19 protein-coding genes are annotated in these 23,240 nt (G+C 51.7%); 11 read left to right on the top strand and 8 right to left on the bottom strand.

Annotated elements, in window-relative coordinates; translation table 11 throughout:
- Nucleotides 1–88 precede the first annotated feature (88 nt).
- Both BN3003_RS10270 and BN3003_RS10265 read left to right on the top strand, forming a co-directional pair.
- Nucleotides 89–670 carry an RBBP9/YdeN family alpha/beta hydrolase gene (locus tag BN3003_RS10270; protein ID WP_058356561.1) on the top strand — a complete coding sequence of 194 codons (582 nt, stop codon included), beginning with the start codon at nucleotides 89–91 and terminating at the stop codon, nucleotides 668–670.
- A 58-nt stretch (nucleotides 671–728) separates the two neighbouring features.
- Nucleotides 729–1,382 carry a toxin-antitoxin system YwqK family antitoxin gene (locus BN3003_RS10265; RefSeq protein WP_058356560.1) on the top strand — a complete coding sequence of 218 codons (654 nt, stop codon included), beginning with the start codon at nucleotides 729–731 and terminating at the stop codon, nucleotides 1,380–1,382.
- 88 nt (nucleotides 1,383–1,470) lie between these two features.
- On the opposite strand, the gene BN3003_RS10260 is transcribed toward BN3003_RS10265, so the two are convergent.
- The 5 genes from BN3003_RS10260 to BN3003_RS10240 form a co-directional block, all read right to left on the bottom strand.
- Complete coding sequence (locus tag BN3003_RS10260) at nucleotides 1,471–3,060, bottom strand: phospholipase D family protein (RefSeq protein ID WP_082625633.1); 1,590 nt, start codon at nucleotides 3,058–3,060, stop codon at nucleotides 1,471–1,473.
- A 290-nt stretch (nucleotides 3,061–3,350) separates the two neighbouring features.
- Nucleotides 3,351–3,977, bottom strand: coding sequence for an energy transducer TonB (locus BN3003_RS10255; RefSeq protein WP_058356559.1), 627 nt, complete (start codon nucleotides 3,975–3,977; stop codon nucleotides 3,351–3,353).
- A gap of 194 nt (nucleotides 3,978–4,171) precedes the next feature.
- Nucleotides 4,172–4,819 (bottom strand): energy transducer TonB, encoded by a 648-nt coding sequence (locus BN3003_RS10250; RefSeq protein ID WP_058356558.1) that lies wholly within the window; start codon nucleotides 4,817–4,819, stop codon nucleotides 4,172–4,174.
- A gap of 75 nt (nucleotides 4,820–4,894) precedes the next feature.
- The gene (gene leuS, locus BN3003_RS10245) at nucleotides 4,895–7,519 is read right to left on the bottom strand and encodes a leucine--tRNA ligase (protein WP_058356557.1); all 2,625 of its coding nucleotides are present in this window, start codon (nucleotides 7,517–7,519) and stop codon (nucleotides 4,895–4,897) included.
- Nucleotides 7,520–7,976: 457 nt separating this feature from the next.
- A complete protein-coding gene (locus BN3003_RS10240; protein WP_058356556.1) occupies nucleotides 7,977–8,606 on the bottom strand; it encodes a trimeric intracellular cation channel family protein in 630 nt (209 codons plus the stop codon).
- 64 nt (nucleotides 8,607–8,670) lie between these two features.
- Here BN3003_RS10240 and dusA point away from each other — a divergent pair, with 64 nt between their 5' ends.
- The 3 genes from dusA (at nucleotide 8,671) to BN3003_RS10225 (ending at nucleotide 12,830) form a co-directional block, all read left to right on the top strand.
- Nucleotides 8,671–9,669, top strand: a complete 999-nt coding sequence (gene dusA / locus BN3003_RS10235) for a tRNA dihydrouridine(20/20a) synthase DusA (RefSeq protein ID WP_058356555.1) — start codon at nucleotides 8,671–8,673, stop codon at nucleotides 9,667–9,669.
- Between the two features lie 65 nt (nucleotides 9,670–9,734).
- Nucleotides 9,735–10,334, top strand: a complete 600-nt coding sequence (gene tehB / locus BN3003_RS10230; RefSeq protein WP_058356554.1) for a tellurite resistance methyltransferase TehB — start codon at nucleotides 9,735–9,737, stop codon at nucleotides 10,332–10,334.
- A 321-nt stretch (nucleotides 10,335–10,655) separates the two neighbouring features.
- Nucleotides 10,656–12,830: a TonB-dependent receptor domain-containing protein gene (locus tag BN3003_RS10225; RefSeq protein WP_058356553.1), complete on the top strand. Its 2,175-nt coding sequence runs from the start codon at nucleotides 10,656–10,658 to the stop codon at nucleotides 12,828–12,830.
- A 383-nt stretch (nucleotides 12,831–13,213) separates the two neighbouring features.
- On the opposite strand, the gene BN3003_RS10220 is transcribed toward BN3003_RS10225, so the two are convergent.
- Complete coding sequence (locus tag BN3003_RS10220) at nucleotides 13,214–15,070, bottom strand: potassium transporter Kup (protein WP_058356552.1); 1,857 nt, start codon at nucleotides 15,068–15,070, stop codon at nucleotides 13,214–13,216.
- Nucleotides 15,071–15,599: 529 nt separating this feature from the next.
- On the opposite strand from BN3003_RS10220, the gene BN3003_RS10215 reads away from it, so the two are divergent.
- The 6 genes from BN3003_RS10215 to BN3003_RS10190 all read left to right on the top strand — a co-directional run bounded on the left by BN3003_RS10215 (nucleotide 15,600) and on the right by BN3003_RS10190 (nucleotide 22,252).
- Entirely contained in the window at nucleotides 15,600–16,871 is a 1,272-nt protein-coding gene (locus BN3003_RS10215; RefSeq protein WP_058356551.1) for an O-acetylhomoserine aminocarboxypropyltransferase/cysteine synthase family protein, read from the top strand.
- Nucleotides 16,872–17,128: 257 nt separating this feature from the next.
- Entirely contained in the window at nucleotides 17,129–18,556 is a 1,428-nt protein-coding gene (locus BN3003_RS10210) for an efflux transporter outer membrane subunit (protein WP_058356550.1), read from the top strand.
- A gap of 1 nt (nucleotide 18,557) precedes the next feature.
- On the top strand, nucleotides 18,558–19,748 hold the full coding sequence (locus BN3003_RS10205) for an HlyD/EmrA/EmrK family protein (RefSeq protein WP_082625632.1): 1,191 nt from the start codon (nucleotides 18,558–18,560) through the stop codon (nucleotides 19,746–19,748).
- A gap of 9 nt (nucleotides 19,749–19,757) precedes the next feature.
- Nucleotides 19,758–21,290 carry a DHA2 family efflux MFS transporter permease subunit gene (locus BN3003_RS10200; RefSeq protein WP_058356549.1) on the top strand — a complete coding sequence of 511 codons (1,533 nt, stop codon included), beginning with the start codon at nucleotides 19,758–19,760 and terminating at the stop codon, nucleotides 21,288–21,290.
- A 15-nt stretch (nucleotides 21,291–21,305) separates the two neighbouring features.
- The gene (locus BN3003_RS10195) at nucleotides 21,306–21,830 is read left to right on the top strand and encodes a hypothetical protein (RefSeq protein WP_058356548.1); all 525 of its coding nucleotides are present in this window, start codon (nucleotides 21,306–21,308) and stop codon (nucleotides 21,828–21,830) included.
- A gap of 116 nt (nucleotides 21,831–21,946) precedes the next feature.
- On the top strand, nucleotides 21,947–22,252 hold the full coding sequence (locus BN3003_RS10190) for a putative quinol monooxygenase (protein WP_058356795.1): 306 nt from the start codon (nucleotides 21,947–21,949) through the stop codon (nucleotides 22,250–22,252).
- Nucleotides 22,253–22,312: 60 nt separating this feature from the next.
- Here the strand turns inward: BN3003_RS10190 and BN3003_RS10185 are convergent, their stop codons facing one another.
- Nucleotides 22,313–22,939, bottom strand: coding sequence for a DUF938 domain-containing protein (locus tag BN3003_RS10185; protein ID WP_058356547.1), 627 nt, complete (start codon nucleotides 22,937–22,939; stop codon nucleotides 22,313–22,315).
- A gap of 66 nt (nucleotides 22,940–23,005) precedes the next feature.
- Complete coding sequence (locus tag BN3003_RS10180) at nucleotides 23,006–23,224, bottom strand: hypothetical protein (protein ID WP_058356546.1); 219 nt, start codon at nucleotides 23,222–23,224, stop codon at nucleotides 23,006–23,008.
- Nucleotides 23,225–23,240 lie beyond the last annotated feature (16 nt).

Below are 23,240 nucleotides of genomic sequence, written 5' to 3'. Positions count from 1 at the left end.
ATGCTTTAATAAGCATCAATCAATACAAATCGCGAGCGAGTTAGCTGTTAAGATGGCCTCGTTTACATCGCTTGCGAGTTCAGAGATCATGAAAACCAGACTGTTTGTGGTACACGGTTATCAAGCTCAGGTCAGCAGCCATTGGTTTGCTTGGCTGAGTCGCCAATTTCCAGCAGCACAAACCCAAATTGTCGAATTGCCCGATTCCCACCACCCGCAACTGGATGCGTGGTTAGACGCGCTGCGCGCCGCCATAGGCGCTGTGGATGAACACACGTTTATCGTGGCGCACAGCTTGGGCTGCATCACCACTTTGCAGTATTTAAACCGTGTGGCAGCAACGCCTGCATTGGGTGGCTTGGTTTTGGTCGCGGGTTTTGCCGAGGCTTTGGCGGGCTTGCCGGAATTGAATGATTTTAGCCAAGCACCATTGAATTGGTCACATTTACAAACATTGGCGCCACAGCGTTTGGTGGTGTTGTCCGAAGACGATGCAGTGGTTCCCGCAGCGGCGACAGCACGGCTCAGTATGGCCTTGCAAGCGCCTTTATTGCGCTTAAACCAGCGCGGGCATTTTATGAGCCAAGACGGCTGCGATACCTTGCCCGAAGTGGCGACATGGCTGTGCCAGCATTTACCACAGCTTACGCCGGCCAATGGTATGATGTGAGCCTTAATAGCGCGGGTGATAACACGCCGTGCTGGCAAAATGTGTACGAGGATTGAACATGAAAATGTGGATGGTGGCTGCGTGTGTGGCCTTGGGCTTGGCAGCGTGTGGTACCAGTGGCGGTGGTTTGCGCAACGATGCGTACAAACAAATCACTGAGAAAAAAGAAGAAGTGGTGGCGCATTTCAATGTTGAAGGCGCACTGGCTGCCAACAAAGTGGCCACTGGTTTTTACCGCAAATTATTGGGCAAAACCGCCGATGGTGGTTTTGTGGTGCAAGACTTCTACAGCCGCAACGATGTCAAACAAAGCGACCCTTTCATCATCAGTAATGAAAGCGGCCTGAAAGCCTTTACCAACCAATACACCCAAGGCGAGCTGTTTTTGTATTATGCCAATGGTGCCAAACTGGAACACAGTGTGTATGAAAAAGGCTTGTTGGTCAGCACCAGCACTGCTTATTACCCCAGCGGCACGGTGTTTCAAACCAACCAATTTGAAAATGGCAAACTCAATGGCCGTTCGCAGTTTTACCACCCCGATGGCAAGCTGGCGGCGAATTTAGAATATGTTGATGGGGTATTGGTCAATGCCGAGGGTTGGAGCAGCGATGGTCAATCGGTTTCGGCCACCAACATCAATACCTTGTTGCAACAATTGCAAGGTTATGACGATGCCAATATGCAAGAATTAAGGCGTTTGGCACAATAAGCACGCCATGATGATAAAAGCGGCCTGTAAACATGATTTACAGGCCGCTTATTCTATTGCAGCAGGTGTTTAAAGATGACTTATAGACTTATAACATGGGTTCCAACGGTAACCACGATAAGAATTTCACCACTGCGCGTTTGAGCCAACTGGTTTTTGGTTCATGGTGATACACCGTCACACCGCTGTCGCTGTGCTCCAACCACACCAAGCGTTGTTGGTCGTCCAATTGCACCTCATACGCATTGATCGGCACGTTGCTGAGCAAGGTTTGTTTGAAATGGCGCGTCAATTCGGCATTGTGGATGACGACGCCGTTTTCGGTGTTCAAATTGGCCGAACGCGGGTCCATATTGAACGAGCCTATGAACAAGATGTCGTTGTCCACGGCGATGGTTTTGGCATGCAAACTCGAGCCTGAGCTACCGGTTAAGCCACGGTCTTTGAAGATGACCGGTTTGTTCACCGTCGGTTTGAGCTCGTACAAATTGATGCCCGCGCGCAGCAAAGGTTTGCGGTATTTGGCATAGCCAGAATGCACTGGCGCGACATCGGTGGCGGCGAGCGAATTGGTTAAGATGGTGATGTCTATGCCGCTGTTGGCGAGCTGAATTAATTCGTGCGTACCGGTTTTGGTCGGTACAAAATACGGCGACACAATCAGAAAGCTTTGTTTGGGTTCGCCCAATTCTTGCGACAACTCATCGACGATGTGCCGGTCGACATCGCCGCGTTTGCCCAAGGCTTTGGCAGGGTCGTCGGACACCAATTTGGCTTGCGACCACATCAGTGGCAAGCGCTGTTGCTGCAATTCATTGGCAAAATCCGACTCTTTGATTTTTTGCAAATAAGTTTGGCGGTCTTGCTGGCGCTTGGCCCGTTCTTCTGGTTTGAGCTTGTCTTTGGGGTCGTGAACTTTTTTCTTGCCCACAATTTGCGCCAGCGCATAGCTGGATGGGCTGCGCCAATAGCGTTCAAAATCGGCTGACACGTCTTCGGTGACTTTGCCCACGGCCAACACATCCAAATCCATGAACATCACGCCATCGCCATTGCCGAAATACTCATCGCCGATGTTGCGTCCGCCCAAAATCGCCGCCTGTTGGTCGACGATGAATGCCTTGTTGTGCATGCGGTGGTTGAGGCGATTGAACTCGGTCAAATAGCCGAGGAAGCGAAATTTGCGGTTCACAAACGGATTGAACAAACGCACTTGGATATTGGGATGGGCATCCAAGCGCAGCATCAGCGCGTCCAAGCCGTTGGTATTGTTGTCATCGAGCAGCAAACGCACTTTCACACCGCGGTCGGCCGCTTGCATCAAGCCATGCGCCAACAATTGCCCCGACGCATCGTTGTGCCAAATATAGTATTGCAAATCCAGGGTGTGTTCGGCGGCCTGTATCAAGCTGGCGCGGGCGGCAAACGAATCGTGGCTGTCGGACAGCGGGTAAATGCCGGTGAGGTTGTCGCGATTGGCGCGCAAGGCCGACACCACCCGCGCCAATTCATTGTTGGTTTCGGTGATGCGCACCACCGGTTCGGTGACCGGTTCGGCAGGGGGCAAGGTCGCGCAGGCGCTGAGCAACACGCTGCAAGCCAATAACAATGGCAATGGCAGCGAGCGCACACGGCATGAGCGCAAAAATAAACACAGTGACTTGAACATCACAATCATCGGGCAGTGCCTTAGGGAATATCGGATAGGGGCGGTGTGTGGCTGATGCCAGCAGATGGCGTTGCCATCAACGTGCTGCCACAACAAATATGCTGATGGCAGCCATAAGCGGCCTGTAAAGACACAGACCGCTTGCATGATAATGGTTTCTGCCGATTTAGACCATCCACAGATGCATGGTGTGGAGCGACTGTGGTAACGCCTTAGTACGGCAGTGACAATAATAAAGTCTTGTGGTGTAGGTACATCAGCGGCCTGTAAAAGTGTACAGGCCGCTTCCATACTAGCGGTTAGGGGTGGGCAATTTTGTAGCTAAAGGTTTGCTCATAGGCACCGGGTTTGTTATCAGGGCGCGAAGCCGGTACTTGAAAACGCTGGCTGCGCAGGTGTTTGATGGCGGCTTGGTCTAGCAGCACATATTGGGAACTGCGTTTGACCTTGATGTTAATCGGTTTGCCATCGGCCTGTACTTCCCAACGCAAGGTCACCGCGCCTTGTAAGCCTTTTTTCAACGCGGTTTGAGGATAGACCATATTGCTGCTGGGTAAGGTGGTGATGGTGTCGGGGTCTTGCGCGTCTGGACCGCCGAAAACAAACGACTGCTGATAAGGCGGCTTGATGGTGAGGCCATTCTTAATGGTCGGCGGATAGCGCAAGGCATTGTTGTCCAAATACTCGCGCACAGCGTCTGCAAAAGCGTCGGCACCGGTATTTTCCACTATGGTCACGGCGATGGCTTTGCTGTCGGCATCGACTGTCCAGCGTGCGGTCACCCGCGCACTGCTGCCTTGTGCTCGCGCCTCGGCTGGGTATTCCGGCAGGCCTTGCGGCCGCGGCTGCAATAAAATGTCGGCGTTGGCGGCGGTCTGAACACACAGCGCCAACAAGCTGAGGTAAAGGTAAGAGCTGGCTTGCATCTGTGTCTCCTTGATAGATTTATACGGCCTGTAAACAACGGGTCCTTGCCTGTTTCAATCTGTCCAGCATGTGCGCATTGCTTAAGTGGTGTGGTGCTGGCATCACGACCGCGCAGTTGCCAAGATAACAGTTTGCCTGCGTAGCGTAAAAAACCTGTGGATGGAGTCTGTTTGCCGCCACTGTCGGTAGGGTTTTATTCACCAGAAGACTTGGGCAGCGGTGGGCCAAATTGGTAAGTGTGTTGCAAATAAGAAGCCACAGGTTCGCCATTGATGTGTGCGGCCTTGAATTTGGCGGTGCGCGCTTGTGCCAAGGCCGCTTGTGTGAACAGCGCATGGCTGCTGGACAAGACGGTGATGTCGGTGACATGGCCCCAGCGGTTGATTTGCCACGCAATGCTGACTTGGCCGCGCAGGTGTCGGCGTTGGGCGGCTTTGGGATACGGCGCAGTCAAGGCGTCGGTGTTCACTAACAGGGCTGTGGGTAAATTGGCGGCAGGGAGTTTGAAGACAAAAGTGCGCGAATAGACTTTGTTTGCAGCCAGCGGAAACCGATGGGCATAGTTTCTGACATAGCGTATGGCCGCATTGTCCAAACTGCGGTAGCCTGAGCTGGCAATGATTTGGGTGCGTACCAGCTGGTTGGCATCGACGCTCCAGCGCACAGTGACAGAACCAGATTCACCGCGCTCTATGGCCGCTTGCGGATATTCAGGTTTGGGGATGGCGGCGATGCGCGCCAATTGTTGCTTGCTTAAGGCTTGAGGTGGCTTGGCTTGTTTAGGCTCGGCATGGGCGCAGACACTGCAGAGCAGCAATACCCACAGATATTGTTTGTGCATCGTTTCCCCCTTGAAAAACAGACAAAAGCGGCCTGTAAATGTTTACAGGCCGCTTTGAGTTCACCGTAACACGTGTTAAACCACAATGTTCACCAAGCGACCTGGTACCACAATCACTTTCTTAGGTGTTTTGCCTTCCATGAATTTCACTGCACCAGCGCTGGCCATGGCAGCGGCTTCAATCACGTCTTTGGCAGCATCGGCGGCCACGGTGATTTTGTCGCGCAATTTGCCATTCACTTGCACCATGATTTCCACTTCGGATTTCACCAACGCGGCTGCATCCACTTGTGGCCATGCGGCTTCCCACAATGCAGTGCTAGGGCGCAAGATTTGCCACATCGCTTGGCAAGCGTGCGGAGCAATCGGCCACAACAAACGCGTGATGGCTTCCAATACTTCTTGCGCCACAGCGCGGCCTTGCTCGCTGCTGGTGTCGGTTTTGTCGTAAGTGTTTAACAATTCCATCACGGCGGCGATGGCGGTGTTGAATTGTTGGCGGCGACCGTAATCGTCGCTGACTTTGGCGATAGTGGTGTGCAATTTGAAGCGCAAGTCTTTCAATGCGCCATCTAAACCGTCTTGGCTGCCGCTAAACGCAGTGACCAAGCCGTTTTGCTGGAAGTCGTACACCGTGCGCCACAAGCGACGCAAGAAGTTGTACGCACCTTTGACACCATTGTCCGACCATTCCAACGACTGTTCAGGTGGCGCGGCAAACATCATGAACAAACGTGCGGTATCGGCGCCGTATTCGTCGATTAAGGCTTGTGGGTCGACACCGTTTTTATACGATTTCGACATTTTCAAGAAGCCACCGTATTCCACCGCGCCGCCATCGGCTTTCAAAGTCGCGCCGGTCAATTGGCCTTTGTCATTGCGCACCATGTCCAATTCTTCGGCTGAGTAATACTCTTTGGTGCCATTGTCGTTGATGCGGAAGAAGGTTTCGCACACCACCATGCCTTGGGTGAGCAAGCGCGTGAACGGTTCGTCTACCGCCAACAAGCCTTCGTCACGCATCAATTTGGTGAAGAAGCGGGCGTAGAGCAAGTGCAAAATCGCGTGTTCAATGCCACCCACGTATTGGTCTACCGCCATCCAGTATTTGGCTGCAGCAGGGTCGACCATGGCGGTATCGCATTTTGGAGAAGCATAGCGAGCGAAATACCAGCTTGATTCCATGAAAGTGTCCATGGTGTCGGTTTCACGACGCGCAGCGCCGCCGCATTTTGGACACGTGGTTTCGTAGAATTCTGGCATTTTGGCCAAAGGTGAGCCAGCGCCATCGGGTACGACGTTTTCTGGCAAGACTACTGGCAATTGGTCTTCCGGTACCGGCACATCACCACAGCAAGCGCAGTGGATGATCGGAATCGGGCAGCCCCAGTAACGTTGACGGCTGATACCCCAGTCGCGCAAGCGGAATTGGGTTTTTGGCGCGCCGGCATTCAAGCCTTCCAATTTCGCTGCCATGGCATCGAAAGCGGCCTGAAAGTCCAAACCATCAAATTCAGCGCTGTTCACCAAGATGCCGTGTTCGGTATAAGGCGCGGCCAAAGGCTCAGCCAAAGCCTCGCCTTCGCTAGGACGGATGACGGTTTTAATCGGCAAATCGTATTTGTGGGCGAATTCAAAATCGCGTTCATCGTGCGCAGGCACGGCCATCACCGCGCCATCGCCATAGCTGAACAACACATAATTCGCTACCCACACAGGCAATACTTCGCCATTCAATGGATTGATGACAAAGCGGCCTGTAGGCAAGCCTTTTTTCTCCATGGTGGCCATGTCGGCTTCGGCCACCGAGCCAGCTTTGCATTCCGCGATAAACGCTTGCAATTCGGTATTGCCTGCGGCTGCTGCGGTGGCCAATGGATGTTCTGCGGCCACAGCGACATAAGTCGCGCCCATCAAGGTGTCAGGACGGGTGGTGTAAACCTGTAAGTATTCGTTCCAGCCTTCGGCTAAGCCCGCTTTGCTGTCGTCGGCGATGGTAAAACGCACTTGCATGCCGCGCGATTTGCCTATCCAGTTGCGTTGCATGGTTTTGACTTGTTCAGGCCAGTGTTCCAATTTGTCCAAGTCTTGCAGCAATTCTTCGGCGTAATCGGTGATTTTGAAGTAATACATCGGGATTTCGCGTTTTTCGATTAACGCGCCCGAACGCCAACCGCGGCCGTTTTCCACTTGTTCATTCGCCAACACCGTTTGGTCAACTGGGTCCCAGTTCACCACACCGTTTTTCTTGTAAACAATGCCTTTTTCAAACAATTTGGTGAAGAACCATTGTTCCCATTTGTAGTATTCAGGCGTACAAGTGGCGATTTCACGTTCCCAATCGATGGCAAAACCCAAAGATTGCAATTGGGTTTTCATGTACTCAATATTGGAATACGTCCACGCCGCCGGCGCCACTTGGTTTTTCATCGCCGCGTTTTCCGCTGGCAAACCAAAAGCATCCCAACCCATCGGTTGCATCACGTTATAGCCATTGAGCAATTTGTAACGTGATAACACATCGGTAATGGTGTAGTTGCGGACATGACCCATGTGCAATTTGCCTGATGGATAAGGAAACATCGACAAGCTGTAGTATTTGGGTTTGGTTTCGTCTGCATCGACGTTGAACAAGCGGGCGTCATCCCACAATTTTTGCGCGGCAGGTTCAATTGCCGACGGTTGATAGATTTCTTGCATGGCTTTGTGCGTTCGTTGAGAGTAAAACAAAGCAAGAAGTATAACAGTTTCAGATGGCTAGGGGGCTGGAATCGGGCAGAATATCGTCATGGCAATGACAGGCAAAAAAAACCACCTGCGCCAAGGGAGAAAGCGGAAGGTGGTCAATTCATTGCGGGGAAAACGTCTTACTCACTTCAGTCATCCTCTTCGGAGCAAAGAGGTGATGTGAGCCATCATACGCTTTGCAACATTAACTGCGGTTAAGGAGCGTAAGAGTAATACAAAAATTATAAAGTATTGCTTTTAAACAAGTATTTAAAGTTTTTATGTAAAAAAACCATCCGAATCAAGGGGAGGATTGCGGATGGTTAACGTATTTCAGGAAAACGTCTCACTCATGTTTCACATTGCTAGACGCATCACAATGTACGGATGGTAGACGGCTCATTTGAATATAGGTTCAAGGCTTTAAACGTTAATATTTGTAAGGTTGGTGACGACCCAGTTTGGGCAAGTTCTTTTTCGCCATGATGGCCCACAGGCGCAAGGCCAAACCGGCAGCGGCGATGGTGTACAAAGCCCAAGCATTGAGGTAGCCGTGGCTGTCCAAAATATACATGGCCAAACCAATCAAGACCGCTACCGTGCCATAAATGCCTTCGGTCAAAATTTGTGTCACCTCGTTCACCAACATATCGCGCACCATGCCGCCGCCAACGGCGGTGACAAAAGCCAAACACACCACGCCGAACAAATTCAATTCATACAATAAGCCAATTTGCGCACCGGTAATGCTGAAGGCGACCAAGCCTATGGCATCGGCCAAGAAAAACGACCACGTCAAAATGCGGCGCTCACGCTTGGCCAGATTGAATACCCAAGCGAGCATCAAGGTGACCGCAATCATGATCAAAGAAGTGTTGTCGACAAAGACTACGGGCAATCTGCCGATGACGGTGTCGCGGATAATCCCGCCGCCGATGGCGGTTAATAAAGACACGATGATGACACCCAAAAGGTCTAAACCTTTGCGGTAGCCGACCAAATAGCCAGAGATGGTAAACGCGGCCGTGCCGGTTAAACCAATTAAATCAGTTGCATTCATACTCAAGTGCCTGTTTCAGGACGCTTACAAAACCCAGTATAATAACCGCTTTCGTAAAAAATAGATGCATATGTCGAATAAATCTTTGCCCGCCCGCACCTTGTCTGTGGCCCCCATGCTCGACTGGACTGATCGGCATTACCGCCACATGGCCAGACAAATCAGCCACCATGCGTGGCTGTATACTGAAATGGTGACCACCGGTGCGTTGATACATGGCAACCGTGGGTGTTTTTTGGACTTTAATGAATGTGAACACCCGGTGGCCTTGCAATTGGGCGGATCGGATACGGCCGATTTGGCACAGTGCGCGGTAATTGCGGCCGAGTGGGGTTATGACGAGGTCAATCTTAACTGTGGTTGCCCGAGTGAACGGGTGCAAAAAGGCGCGTTTGGCGCGTGTTTGATGAATGAAGTGGATTTGGTCGCCGATGGTTTAAAAGCCATGCAAGACGTGGTCGACATCGATGTGACGGTGAAACACCGCATTGGCGTGGACAAGCAAGAGGAATACGCGGTAGTGCGCGATTTTGTCGGTACGATTGCTGAGAAAGCGGCCTGTAAAACCTTTATCGTGCATGCACGCAATGCGTGGTTGCAAGGTTTGTCACCGAAAGAAAATCGTGAAATTCCACCGCTCAAATATGAGTATGTGTACCAGCTCAAGCGCGATTTCCCGCATTTGGAAATCATCTTGAATGGTGGCGTGACCGATAACGATCAAGTGGCCGAGCATTTGCAATACGTCGATGGCGTGATGGTTGGGCGTAGCGCTTACCACCAGCCGCTGACGATGATGGGCGAGTGGGATGCGCGTTTTTACGGCGATGCGCATGCAGCCATGACTTTGAGCAAGTTGGTGCCTGTGCTGCAAACTTATGCTGAGGCGCAAATACAAGCAGGCAAGGGCACGCAATTGCGCCATATGGCGCGCCATTATTTGGGTTTGAGTCATGGCATGGGTGGGGCGCGCCAATGGCGTCGTACCTTGTCGGATGCCAAGCTGTTGGCTCAAAGCGATGCGGGTTTGTTGGCGCAAGCCGCTCAAGCTTTGGGTGTGTGAGTAATCAAGCGGCCTGTAAGCCATTGTGGCATGATGTGCCTTTTTAAGACGGAGTTTATCGGTTAATGAGCATTAATCCCGACTATTTCAAACAACAATATGGCTTGTCTGCCACCCATTCTGAAGTGGTGGCATGGATGGAAGCCGGTCATTTAAATCACGGCCATGCCTTGGATTTGGGCTGCGGTCGCGGTCGCAATGCCTTGTATTTGGCCAAACATGGTTTTGATGTGCATGCTTGTGATGCCGATGAAAGCAGCATCGCTACCTTGAATGACATCATTGCCGCGGAAAACATGAACAACATCGAAACCGATGTCTACGACATCAACCGTGCGGTGGTGCAATCGACTTACGATGTCATCGTGTCGACGGTGGTGATGCAATTTTTACAGGCAGAACGCATCCCAGCCGTCATCGCCAATATGCAAGCGCAAACCGCCGTTGGCGGCTGGAATCTCATCGTCAGCGCCTTGGAAACCGATGGTGTGGCTGTACCGCCATCGTTCCAATTCTTCTTCAAATCGCAACAATTGCCTGAGTTGTACGCCGATTGGAACATCGTCAAATACAATGAAGAAGAGGGCTCTTTGCACCGTACCGATGCCAACGGTAACCCCATTCGCATGAAGTTTGCCACCCTGTGGGCACAAAAACGCGCTTAAGTTTTGCTGAATTCGGGGGTAGCAATGCCCACACCATCGGCCTGTAAATCATGACAGGCCGATTTTTTATTATTGGTTAATAATTAGAAAAATCCATCAATTTCTATTTTCTTTCTATTTTCTATAGATAGAGCCTAAATACATTCCAAATTTGTAATAAATCCCGATATTGCTGCTATTTGCCCTATTTTTTCGGCAGATTGCTGGTGTTAAATTATTTTGTAATTGATATTGATAGTGAATATCAATTATAATCCGAACGAAATTTTACGGTGTTGGATATTTTGTTTCTTAATAGTTAACTAAAAGGGGTAATTAGTCATGCGAACGCGCTTTTTTCACTCAAGCTTATCACTGGCCATTGTGGCGGCTTTCTCTGTACCTGTTGGGGCTGAAACCGTGGCGGCTGAAGCCGATACCGAGTTGGAAGAAATTGTGGTGACCGCCAGCGGTTCGGGCACTCAGTTGAAAAATGCGCCGGCGAGTGTGGCGGTTATCCATGAGGCCGAAATCAAACGCGAGCCGGTCACGTCTATCGGGGAACTGATCAGCAAACAGCCCGGTGTCAGCGGTGGCATGGGCTTAAATGCGGAGGCGGGCAAAATCAAAATGCGCGGTTTGCCTAGCGAGTATTCATTGATTTTGATTGATGGCCGTCGCATCGGCAACTCGTCGCGTGTGTCTTACCGCACCGATTTGGCGCGCCAAGATTTGGATTGGATCAGCCCCGAAGCGATTCAGCGCATCGAAGTGGTGAAAGGGCCGATGTCATCGCTGTACGGCTCTGATGCCATGGGCGGCGTTATCAACATCATCACCAAAAAAATTCCAGATGAGTGGACGGGCTCGGCCACCATCAATTACAAATTGCCATCCGACAGCAAAGCGGGCGACACCATTCAAACCAGCGCCACGCTTGCAGGGCCTATTTTAGACAACTTAGGTGCACGTGTGACCGTGAGTCAAACCCAACGCGATGCCGATAAGGGCTTGGACACGGACGATTTTGCCGATTCCACCACCGGGATTAAAAACCAAAACATCGACGGTAAACTGGCTTGGGAAGTGGTCGATGGCCATACCTTGGAATTGTTTGGCACGTATGGCAAGCAAATCAACACCAACCCGAGCTTTAAAGAGGGGGCGGACAAGAGCGAATTTTGGTTGGGCGACGATGGCGAAGAAGACACCACCGTGACCCGTCGTTATGGTCTGTCTTGGGACGGCGAGTATGACTGGGGCAGCAGTAAGTTAAGCGTGTACCGCAATGAGTTTGAAAAACCGAATGCCATGACCGAGGTGAATGGTGTGTTGGCGCCGACCAATCAGCAAAACTCGCAAACCGTCGTCGATGGCAAGGTCAATATCCCATTCCAATTGGGTGTGGAACACAATTTGACCGTTGGCGGACAGTGGAAAAAAGAAGAATTGTCCAACAGCCGCACCTTGGGCATCAATTCCAATGGCGCGCCATCCATTGATGGCACCGACCACACTGGCAACATCACCGTGGAAGGTAAGTCTTGGGCCTTATTCTTAGAAGACAGCTTGAAATTGACCGACAAATTCACCTTAACTTTGGGCGGTCGTTTGGACGATGACGAGCGCTATGGCACCCAATTCTCGCCGCGTGCTTACGGTGTGTACAATTTGACCGACGCATGGACATTCAAAGGCGGTGTATCCAAAGGTTTCCGCGCCCCAGATTTGGTGCAAACCGCACCGGCTTTTGCCACAGGATCACGCGGCAATGGCTGTAATTCGACTTTTGGCCGCTATGACCCGATTACCAATCCGGGTGGGTTCCGCAGCTCCAATGCGCTCACCGGTTATGTGAACTGTTATGCCACTGGCAATCCCGATTTGAAACCAGAAGAATCGACCAATTACGAGTTTGGCTTTAATTTCCAAAATCCAAGCCTGAACGGTGGTTTGACTTACTTCCACACCGATTTCAAAAACAAGATTTTGAGTCAAGCGGTGAAACACACCGCCAGCAGCGACATCGACCCACAATACCAAAGCCGTTATCCATATGGTATTTGGTATACCGCACCGACCAATGCTGAAAAAGCCAAAGTGCGCGGTTTGGAAGGCTCGCTCACTTGGTTCATCAACGACGATTGGACTTGGCGCCACAACGCGACTTACTTCATCGCTTCTAAAAACGAAGACACAGGCGCAGCCTTAATCGATACGCCGAAATTTGCCTACAACACCGATTTGTTGTGGACACCGATGGAGCGTTTGCATTTGGGCGTGAATGCGCGCTATGTGGGCTCGCAATACACCACGCAAGTGTCGGATAATCCCGATGTGTTAGAGGCATATTGGACGTTTGGCATGAATGCCAATTACGACATCGCCGACAATTTCACCGTGCGTGCCGGTGTCAGCAATCTGTTTAACAAACAACCTGAGAAAAGTGACGATGCGGTCGATTACCACTCTATCGAAGGCCGCGCCTTCTTTGTGGGTTTAACTGCCAAGTTTTAATACATTCTAAATGTGATGGTACAGATAAGCGGCCTGTAAACAGTTACAGGCCGCTTTTTTAGATTCGATTATTGCGCTGCGATGGGTGTAGCAAGGTCTTATCGCTCCCTTGCTGTCTGTTTATTTAGGATTTTGCGAGGATACCGTCAAAGCTTGGGACAGGTGACTGTGCACACGCATTAGTCGCTTTAAAGTGCTTATTGAATATCAGTCCTTAACCTTGCACATGCGGCCTGTAAGGGTTTACAGGCCGCATGACTTGATGTGAAAAGTAATGCATATCAACCATATCATGCTGTGTTTGTGTCACAGATGATGTGTAGGTATGGACAGAAAAACGGCCTGTAAACATTTACAGGCCGTTTGAATACATGCACACGGACTTACAACATGATTTGACCGCCCAAAGACACCACGCGGTTGTGCGGGATGTGGCAATAGTCGGTGATTTGGGTTTGGTTGCGCGCCAGCCAAATAAACAAGCGGGTGCGGAAGCGGCCCATTTTGCCTTGTGGCGCCAAGGCCAAGCTGTCGCTGGCAAGGAAGAACGAGGTGCGCATCAATTCCAATTCATAGCCGTGTTCTTGCGCGTATTCCATCACCTTGAGCAAATCCGGCGTTTGCTTAAAGCCGTAATGCACCGTCATTTGGCTGAATTGCTCGTTCAAGCGCTTGAACTGCAAGCGCTGCTCGCGTTCAACATACGGCCGATTGTCGGTAACGATGTTGAGCAAAATATTGTGCTCATGCAAGACTTGGTTGTGTTTCAAATTGTGCAGCAAGGCTTTCGGTGCCATGTCCAATTCACGCACCATGTAAATGGCGATGCCATCGACTTGGTGCGGCATGCCGTGGTTTAAGCCTTCAATCAAGCCATCCAAAGGCACGCTGGCCTCGAGGTTTTTCTGCGCCAACACTTGTTGGCCTTGGTACCAAGTGGCAAAAATAAACACCAAAGTCGCGGCCACCACGCACGGCAACCAACCACCGTGGGTGAGCTTGAGCAAGTTGGCGCTGAAGAATACCGCGTCGAAGCACAGGAAGGTGGTGGTAAAGGCAATCGCCACCGCTTTGGGCCAATGCCAATGGCGGCGCATCACAATATAGAGCAAACAAGAAGTCATCAACATGGTGCCGGTAACGGCGATACCGTAAGCCGCGGCCAAGTGTTCGGATGATTTGAAGCCGAGCATTACCGCCGCTACCGCGGCCAATAATAACCAGTTCACAATGGGCAAATAGATTTGGCCTTGCTCGTGGCTGCTGGTGTGGATGACGCTCAAGCGTGGGCTAAAGCCCAATTGTATCGCTTGGCGGGTGACTGAGAATGCGCCGGAAATCACTGCTTGGCTGGCGATGATGGTGGCAAATGCGGCCAGCAATAACAAAGGCCAGCGCCCCCATTCTGGAGATAACATGAAAAACGGATTCACCAAGCTGCTAGGCTCGGCCAACAGCAAGCCGCCTTGACCCATGTAATTCAACACCAAACTCGGCAATACCAAGCCAAACCACGCGATTTGTATCGGTTTGCGGCCAAAATGGCCCATGTCGGCATACAAGGCTTCGGCGCCAGTCAAGGCCAATACCACCGCGCCCAAGCCTATCCAGCCGGCAAAGCCGTGATGGGCAATAAAGACCAAGGCGTAATAAGGATTCAAGCTGTACAAGATGGCAGGGTGAAGCAAGATGCCGCGTATGCCCAATACCGCCAAAGTGGCAAACCACAGCAACATGATGGGGCCAAACACCACGCCAATTTTTTGGCTGCCAAAGCGCTGTATCGCAAACAACACGACCAATATGCTCATCGCCAACGGCAATACCGCCGCTTGCCAATTCGGATTAATCACCGTCAAACCTTCAGACGCCGACAGCAAGGAAATTGCCGGCGTAATCATCGCATCGCCATAGAACAAGGCAGCGCCGAGCAAGCCCATGAACAACACCAAGGCGATGGGTTTGCCCGTCAAATACTGTTTGGCCAATTGCATCAACACCATGATGCCGCCTTCGCCGTGATTGTCGGCGCGCAAGACGATGAGCACATACTTGAGCGTGACCACCAAGATGATGGACCAGAAAATTAAGGACACAAAGCCCATCACATTCATGGCATTGAGTTCGATGTGGGCTGCCGCGAAACACTCTTTTAAGGTATAGAGGACGCTGGTGCCGATGTCGCCATAGACGATGCCGAGGGCGGCTAAGGTCGTGGCAGGAAGTTTTGCGGAGTTCATGATGAAGAAGTTCACCTTTAAGATGCAGACGGTCTGCAAGAAAATTCACATGCGGTTTGAAACTGACAGGCTGCGCAAGACGGGCTGTTGCCAGCCATGTGTAGCGCGTATTTCATGCTATCTGTTTGATAATAATACACATTCATGTCGGTTTCGGGCCGTAAGCGGCCTGTAAAGCAGCAATCGTATTCCTTTTTTATCAAAATCGCACTGCTTTTGTTGCAGTGCCGCATAAATAAATGTTTTTGCGGCACATTTTTTTGTGAAGTTTTTGCAATTCGTGTTGTGTTTTGTTATGTGATGGGTACAGGTGTTTGTTTTGATTGCGAATAAGTGCCATTGGTGTTGGGCTGAGTCAGCGTGTCCACAGTAGTTGGGTAAATTCAGGCAAGATGACACAAACCGTGCAAACATTCGCCATGACATCCAAATCTTCTGAGCTTAGAATCTTTTGTTATTGCAGCAATTTTTCAGAATCGGTATGGTGGTAACTTGTGTCAATGATAATGATGAAAACGGAGAGAACTGAATGCGTCCTGAAACCATAGCCTTACATGCCGGTTACCAAATCGACCCAACCACCAAAGCCGTGGCGGTGCCGATTTACCAAACCACCAGCTACGCTTTTGACAATACCCAACACGGTGCCGATTTGTTCAATTTGGAAGTGGCGGGCAATATTTACACCCGCATCATGAACCCGACCACGGCGGTATTGGAAGCGCGCTTGGCCGAATTGGAAGGCGGCATTGCCGCTTTGTGCGTGGCTTCGGGCATGGCAGCGATTACCTATGCGGTACAGACTTTGGTCAGCGCTGGTGACAACATCATCGCCACCAAAACCTTGTACGGCGGTACTTACAATTTGTTTGCCCACACCTTGCCACACCAAGGCGTGGAAGTGCGTTTTGTCGACCCGAATCGGCCTGAAGACATCGCCGCGCTCGTTGATGCCAAAACCAAATTGGTGTATTGCGAGAGCATAGGCAATCCAGCGATCAATGTGGTCGACATTCCGGCGTTTGCCGATGCCGCACATGCGCAAGGCTTGCCATTGGTGGTGGACAATACCGTTGCCACACCGCTGTTGTGCCCAGCCTTGAAACTCGGTGCCGACATCGTGGTGGAATCGCTGACCAAATACATCGGCGGCCATGGCAACAGCATCGGCGGTGCCATCATTGATGGCGGCAAGTTTGATTGGGCCGCTCATGCCGAGCGTTTCCCACAATTGACCACGCCAGATGCGTCTTACCATGGCGTCAATTATTCTGAGCATTTTGGTGCAGCGGCGTTTATCGCACGCGCACGTGTGGTGCCACTGCGCAATATGGGCGCGGCCATCAGCCCGATGAACACCTTCTTGATTTTGCAAGGCTTGGAAACCTTGGCGCTGCGCATGGAACGCCATTGCGACAACGCGGTGAAAGTGGCGCAATTCTTACAAAGTCATGCCAAAGTGGAGTGGGTGAATTACCCAGGTTTGGATAACAGCCCATATAAAGCCATCATAGACCGTGATTTTGGTGGCAAAGCGTCAGGCTTGCTCAGCTTTGGCATCAAAGGCGGCCGCGAAGCCGGTGCCCGCTTTATTGATGCACTGCAATTGTTTACCCGTTTGGTCAATATTGGCGATGCCAAGTCGCTGGCCTGTCACCCCGCTACAACAACCCACCGCCAATTGAATGATGCCGAGCTCAAATCTGCTGGCGTCAGCGCCGACATGGTGCGCTTGAGTGTGGGCATAGAGCACATCGATGATTTGTTAGCGGATTTGACCCAAGCCTTGGCAGCGGTATAAAAATCAGGGTTTTGCCTCGTATGGTATGCAGATGCGGCCTGTAAAACAGGCCGCATTTTTGCGCGAGGACATATTACGCAAATAGAATCAACTGTCTAACAAATATTCACAAAATGATTTACATCCTATTGGCAATTTGATTGAGCTAGAGTAGTGTTCGAGTTTGGCTCGGAATTTTGCAGTCTTTTTCATTACTTTATTCCATACAATCGTGTTTGTATATTCCTTGCCGCGATAAAAACCAAAAGGTGTCATACATGCATCACACACAAAAAATCTGGATGGCCTTGGCTGTGGCGGCCTTGCTCAGCGCTTGTGCGCCGATGGGGCAACAAAAACCGTTGGCCCACGCCATAGACGCGACCAGTTTGCAATTGTCACACGGCCAGTTGCCACACACGCAAACCGAATTTTGGCAACAATTAAACGATCCTGTACTCAATCAATTGATGGCGCAAACCTTGCAAGACGCGCCAGATTTGGCGGCCACGCGGGCGCGCATCGATGGCGCTGCGGCGCAATATGGTTTGGCGCGTTCACAAACCGGCCCGCACATCGAAGCCGATGCCACATACAACCGCCAACGCTTCTCTGAATACGGCATGTACGCCGGTTTGTTTGGCGGCCAATACATGAACAGCTTCGATTTGTCGCTTAAAGGCGCATGGGAATTTGATTTCTGGGGCAAACACCGGGCGCAAATGGCGGCAGCCATAGGCCAACAAAACGCCTTGCAATACGAATTAGAACAAACCCGTTTGATGTTGGCGCAAGCGGTGTTGACCCAATATGTGCAGTGGCAAAATCTGCTGCGCCAACAACAAGTGTTACAACGCCGCATCGCGGTACAAAAAAATGCTGCCGGTCTGATGCTCAACCGTGAACACGCTGGCTTATTGGCCGGCAGCGACGTCTATCCCTTGCAAATGGGTGCACACCAATTGCAAGCGCAAATCGCCCAAATCGACGGCCAAATCGATGCCATCAAACACGCATTGGCGGCTTTGAGTGGCCAAGCGCCAGATGCGCTCAGAAATGTGCAGCCAACAATGTGGAAAACCGTGCCTACGGTAGCGGCCGCGAATGTGACCGCCGATTTATTGGGACAGCGTCCCGATATCGCCGCCCAGCGCGAGACCTTACAGGCCGCCTCTGCCAATATCAAAGCCGCCAAAGCTGAGTTTTATCCGAATGTGAAAATCTCTGGCTTGGTTGGTTTGTCATCCATCGAAATCGGCAATTTATTGGAAACCGGCGCCAAAGTGGTGAACATCTTGCCGGCAGTGACCTTGCCCATCTTCAACAGCGGTGCTTTAAAAGCTCAATTGGCGCAAAGCCATGCCCAATATGATTTACAGGCCGCTCAATACAACAAAACCGTGTTGACCGCGCTGCGTGAAGCCGCCGATGCCTTGTCCGATGCCCAAGCCACGGCCAAGCAAAGCCAAGAGCGTTTGGCCGCATGGCAGTTGCTGCAAAAAGCCAGCAATGCCAAAGCCGCACGCGTGCGTGCCGGTTTGGACAATAAATTGAGCATGTGGCAACAACAAGACGATGCCTTGGCAGCCGAAGGGCTGTACCAAAGCGCCTTGACCGCACAGCGCTTGGCTTGGGTCAATACCCAAATTACCTTAGGTGGTGGCTTCAATGCCGCTGCAAACCACTCAGAATCCGCAGGAATGTAAGATGAGCGAAACACCTAGCACAGCAGTTCAAACCGAACAAAATCCCCAAATCGTCGCCAAACCCGCCGGCAGCAAGCGCAAACGCAATTTATTGCTGTTGACCTTGATTTTATTGGCCATAGGCGCTGGTTTTGCCGCCATGTATTTTTTGGTGTGGCAACACGAAGTCGAAACCGATGACTCCTACGTGGGTGGCCATTTGATTCAAGTGACACCGCAAATCAATGGCACGGTGAACAGCGTGGCCGTGGACGATACCGATAATGTGAAAGCAGGGCAGGTATTGGTGGAATTGGATGCCGATGATGCGCAATTGGCGTATGAGCGCGCCAAAAGCGAATTGGCCAATGCCGCCAAGCAAAACCAACAATTGAGCGCCGGTGTGCGCCAAGCCAGTGCACAAATTGCGGTACAACAAGCGAATTTGAAAAAAGCCCAAGCCGATTTGGCGCGCCGCATGACTTTGGCTGGCACCGATGCCATTTCCGATGAGGAAATTTCACACGCGCGTTCGGCAGTGGAAGCCGCGCAAGCCGCTTTGACCGCCGCGCATGCGCAAGAGCAACAATCGAAAGCCGCTTTGGGTCGCGAGTCTTTGCGCGAACAGCCAGCCGTGCAAACCGCGATGTCACACATGAAAGATGCGTGGTTAAACTTGGAGCGCACCCACATCAAAGCCGCCAGCGATGGCCAAGTGGCGCGTCGCAATGTGCAAGTGGGTCAAAAAGTGGCCGCAGGCAGCCCATTGATGGCCATCGTGCCTTTGAACAATCTGTGGGTGGATGCCAACTTCAAGGAAAACCAATTGGCGAAACTGCGTTTGGGTCAGCCGGTGAGTTTGGTGTCTGATTTGTACGGCGACAAAGTGGTGTTCCACGGCAAAGTATTGGGTTTGTCAGCCGGTACCGGCAGTGCGTTCAGCGTGTTGCCAGCGCAAAATGCCACTGGTAACTGGATTAAAGTGGTGCAACGGGTACCAGTGCGCATCCAATTGGACGCCAAAGAATTGGCCGCCCATCCGCTGCGCATCGGTTTGTCGATGAAAGCCACCGTGGACGTTTCCAACCAACAAGGTGCGTCTGTGGCTACAGCTACCGTCAAAGACAAAACGCTGGCAACCGCGGCGGCAGCCGACCGTTTCACTGAGGTGGACAGCGCGATTAACGACATTTTGAGTTCATACGAACATTAAGGCGGCGCGATGGCACATCCTCCACTGCGGGGCGCAAGCCTCGTTTGGGTCACGCTGGCCTTATCGATTGCGGTATTTATGCAGGTGTTGGATTCCACCATTGCCAACGTGGCTTTGCCCACCATTTCCGGTAATTTGGGCGCCGCCACCTCGCAAGGCACGTGGGTCATCACCTCGTTTGCGGTGGCGAATGCGATTTCGGTGCCTTTAACCGGCTGGTTGGCCAAGCGTTTTGGTGAGGTGAAGACGTTTGTCACCTCTACCGCTTTGTTTGTGTTGGCCTCATGGCTGTGCGGCATTGCGCCCAGCTTGGAAGTGTTGATTCTGTTTCGCGTGATGCAAGGCGCGGTGGCAGGGCCGATGATTCCGCTGTCGCAATCGCTGTTACTGGCCGCTTATCCACCGGAAAAACGCCCGATGGCCTTGGCCTTGTGGTCTATGACCATCATTGTCGCGCCGATTTTCGGCCCGATTTTGGGCGGCATCATCAGTGACAACTGGCATTGGGGCTGGATTTTCTTTATCAATATTCCCATAGGCGTGTTTGCGGTGTGGGTGGCGTACAAACAATTGCACCACCGTGAAACCGAAATCAAACACCAACCGATTGATTACCTCGGCTTGTCGCTGTTGGTCATTGGGGTGGGCGCGCTGCAAATGATGCTAGACCGCGGCAAAGAGCTGGACTGGTTTGCCTCGACCGAAATCATTGTGTTGTGCGTGGTGGCAGTGGTGAGTTTGGCGTATTTGATTGTGTGGGAGCTGGGCTCAGATTATCCGATTGTCGATTTGAAGCTGTTCAAAGACCGCAATTTCACCGTCGGTGTGATTTCGCTCAGTTTGGCATTTATGGTGTACATGGGCGCGATTGTGCTCCTGCCATTGGTGATGCAAACCCAATTGGGCTATACCGCCACTTGGGCGGGTTTGGCGGCGGCGCCGATAGGCATATTGCCGGTGATCTTGTCGCCGATCATCGGTAAATTCGGTGGGCGCATGGACATGCGCATCTTGGTGACCATGAGTTTCCTCACTTATGCCGTGTGTTTCTGGTGGCGCACCGATTTCAATGCCGACATGGATTTTTGGGACATCTTCTGGCCGCAATTTTGGCAAGGCGTGGGCATGTCGATGTTCTTCCTGCCGTTAACGCAAATCACGCTGTCGCGCATTGCACCGCAAAACATTGCCAATGCCTCAAGTCTGTCGAATTTCGTGCGCATCTTGGCTGGTGGTATCGGTACTTCGATTGCCACCACCATGTGGGAGCGGCGTGAAATCGTCCACCATGCGCATTTGGTCGAAGCGATTAACCCGTACAATCCGATGAGTGTAGAAATGCAACAGCAAATGGGGCAAATGGGCATGAGTACGGTGCAGCAACATGCAGTCTTGAACCAAACCATTACCCAACAGGCCTACATCATGGCCTCTAACGAGGTGTTTTACGCTGGTGCGATTCTGTTCATCGTGTTAATCGGCGTGGTGTGGTTTGCCAAGCCGCCGTTTGGTGCCAGCAGTGGCGGCGGCGGTGCGCATTAACTTGAGGAGCGTGTGATGTTCAGTTTACAGGCCGCTTGTGACATCCAAGCCGCGCTACCGCGTTTGCCTCAGCCCAAACCTTGGTCGGCATCGCCATGGTTGCCGGCTGAGTATGTGAATTTGGTCAGCCACATCGACACGCAAACCTTATCGGCCGATGCGGTGTTGTGGACGGCGTGCGTGGCGCGCCACCACAACAGTGCCAAGCAACAAGATTTGTTGTGGGCGGACGATGTTGATGCGAAAACGCGTTCGCGCTTTTGGTTGTTTGCCGAAGACGGCCAAGGCGATGTGTATGTGTTGGATGAGCACGGCCAGTGTCATTTTGCCGACCACGATGCCGGCAGTTTGCACCCAAGCGCGTTCACAGCATTGCGCTTGGATTTTATGGGCTGGTTGCAATTGGCCAATTTGATGGGGCAGGCCGATGCCTTGTTGGATGAACAAGACGACTTGAGTGCGGCGCAAATCGCGGCATTTGAGGCGTGTTTGGCGCAATTGCATCCCGATTTACCGGTGGTTTTTCCATTCAAATGGTGAGTTAAAGCAAACGAAGCGGCCTGTAAATTTACAGGCCGCTTTTTTAAGGTATATACTCGGCGCATAAGCTGTTAAACCCATGTCATGCACGCATGACCATATGAAGGGGGATGAACATGTACGGATTAATCGGCCGCATGACTGCGGTGACAGGCCAACGCGAAGCCTTGATTGGCATCTTATTGCATGCGGTGTCGGGTTTGCCTGGGTGTTTGAGTTACATCATCGCCCGCGACCCCAGTAATGATGACAGCGTGTGGATTACCGAGGTGTGGCTGGACAGTTTAAGCCACCAAGCCGCCTTGAGTTTGCCTGCCGTCAAACAGGCCTTAGAGCAAGGCCGCCCCTTAATCGCCAGCATGGACAGTCACATGATTACCGAGCCGGTTGGCGGTCATGGTTTGTTTGAGCCCAAGTGCTGACATGCATGGAACATTCAAAAAAGCGGCCTGTAAACGTTTACAGGCCGCTTTTTTCATGGTTTAAACCGTCTTATCAAATTCATCAAAACGCGTGGCATAGCCTTGTGGTTTGGTGATGATTAATTGTGAACACGGCTCGCCGCGTTCCAAATACTTGGTTTCAAAATGGGTACGGGCAAAGTGTTTGGGGATGGTTTCTTGTACAAACGGCAATTTCCACACTTGCTGGCATTGCGCCGCCGCTTCGGCGATGTAATCGGGAATGTTGCTGGCCAAGGTAATGCTGCCGCCGTCTTGCAAGCGCGACAGCAAAAATTCAAAGTAAGGCATATTGAGCCAACGTTGCGCCGGATTCTTAGGCTCGGGGTTGGGGTAGAGTATGAAAATTTGCTCAAGCTGTTGCGGCTTTAAACCGTGCACCGACCACGCAATCGCATCGGCGTGGATGGGGCTGAGGTTGCTCAGCGGCGCGGCTTGGTATTGTTTTAAAAACGCTTGGTATTTTTCGGCGGTGCGTTCTATCGCCAATAAATGCAGTTGTGGGTGTTTGGCGGCAAAGCCCAAGGCGTGTTTGCCTTTGCCAGCGCCGATTTCCAAACAGGCATGGGCGTGTTGCACCACATGAAAATCACGCGGCGCATGGATGTGTTCGATTTGGAACAAACGGATGTTAGGGAAGGTTTTCATGGCGCTATTGTAAAGAAAATGCCCACGTTTGGGCATGGCTAGTGTGGGCAGATGGTGTTTGTCGCTTCAATCTTCTTCAGGCAGCGGCGCTACTTTGGGTTTGTCTTTGTCTGGCGTGATGGCGTCGTCAACCAAGCCTTCAACAAAATTGCCGCTGTTTTGGCGGTTGATGCGTTGCAATTGCTCAGGGCTGAGCTTGGCATAGCCTTCGTCTTCTTGCTCGTCGTCGTTGTAAGGAATCGGTTTGATTTTCGCCAATTGTTCGGCGGTGAGTTTGTCGCTCATGGCAGGCCTCATGGGT

Origin of the sequence: Vitreoscilla massiliensis (assembly GCF_001457815.1) — a bacterium.
Lineage (GTDB): Bacteria > Pseudomonadota > Gammaproteobacteria > Burkholderiales > Neisseriaceae > Vitreoscilla > Vitreoscilla massiliensis.
The sequence above is the reverse complement of the archived record's forward strand: the minus strand, read 5'-3'. Positions and strand labels throughout refer to the sequence as shown.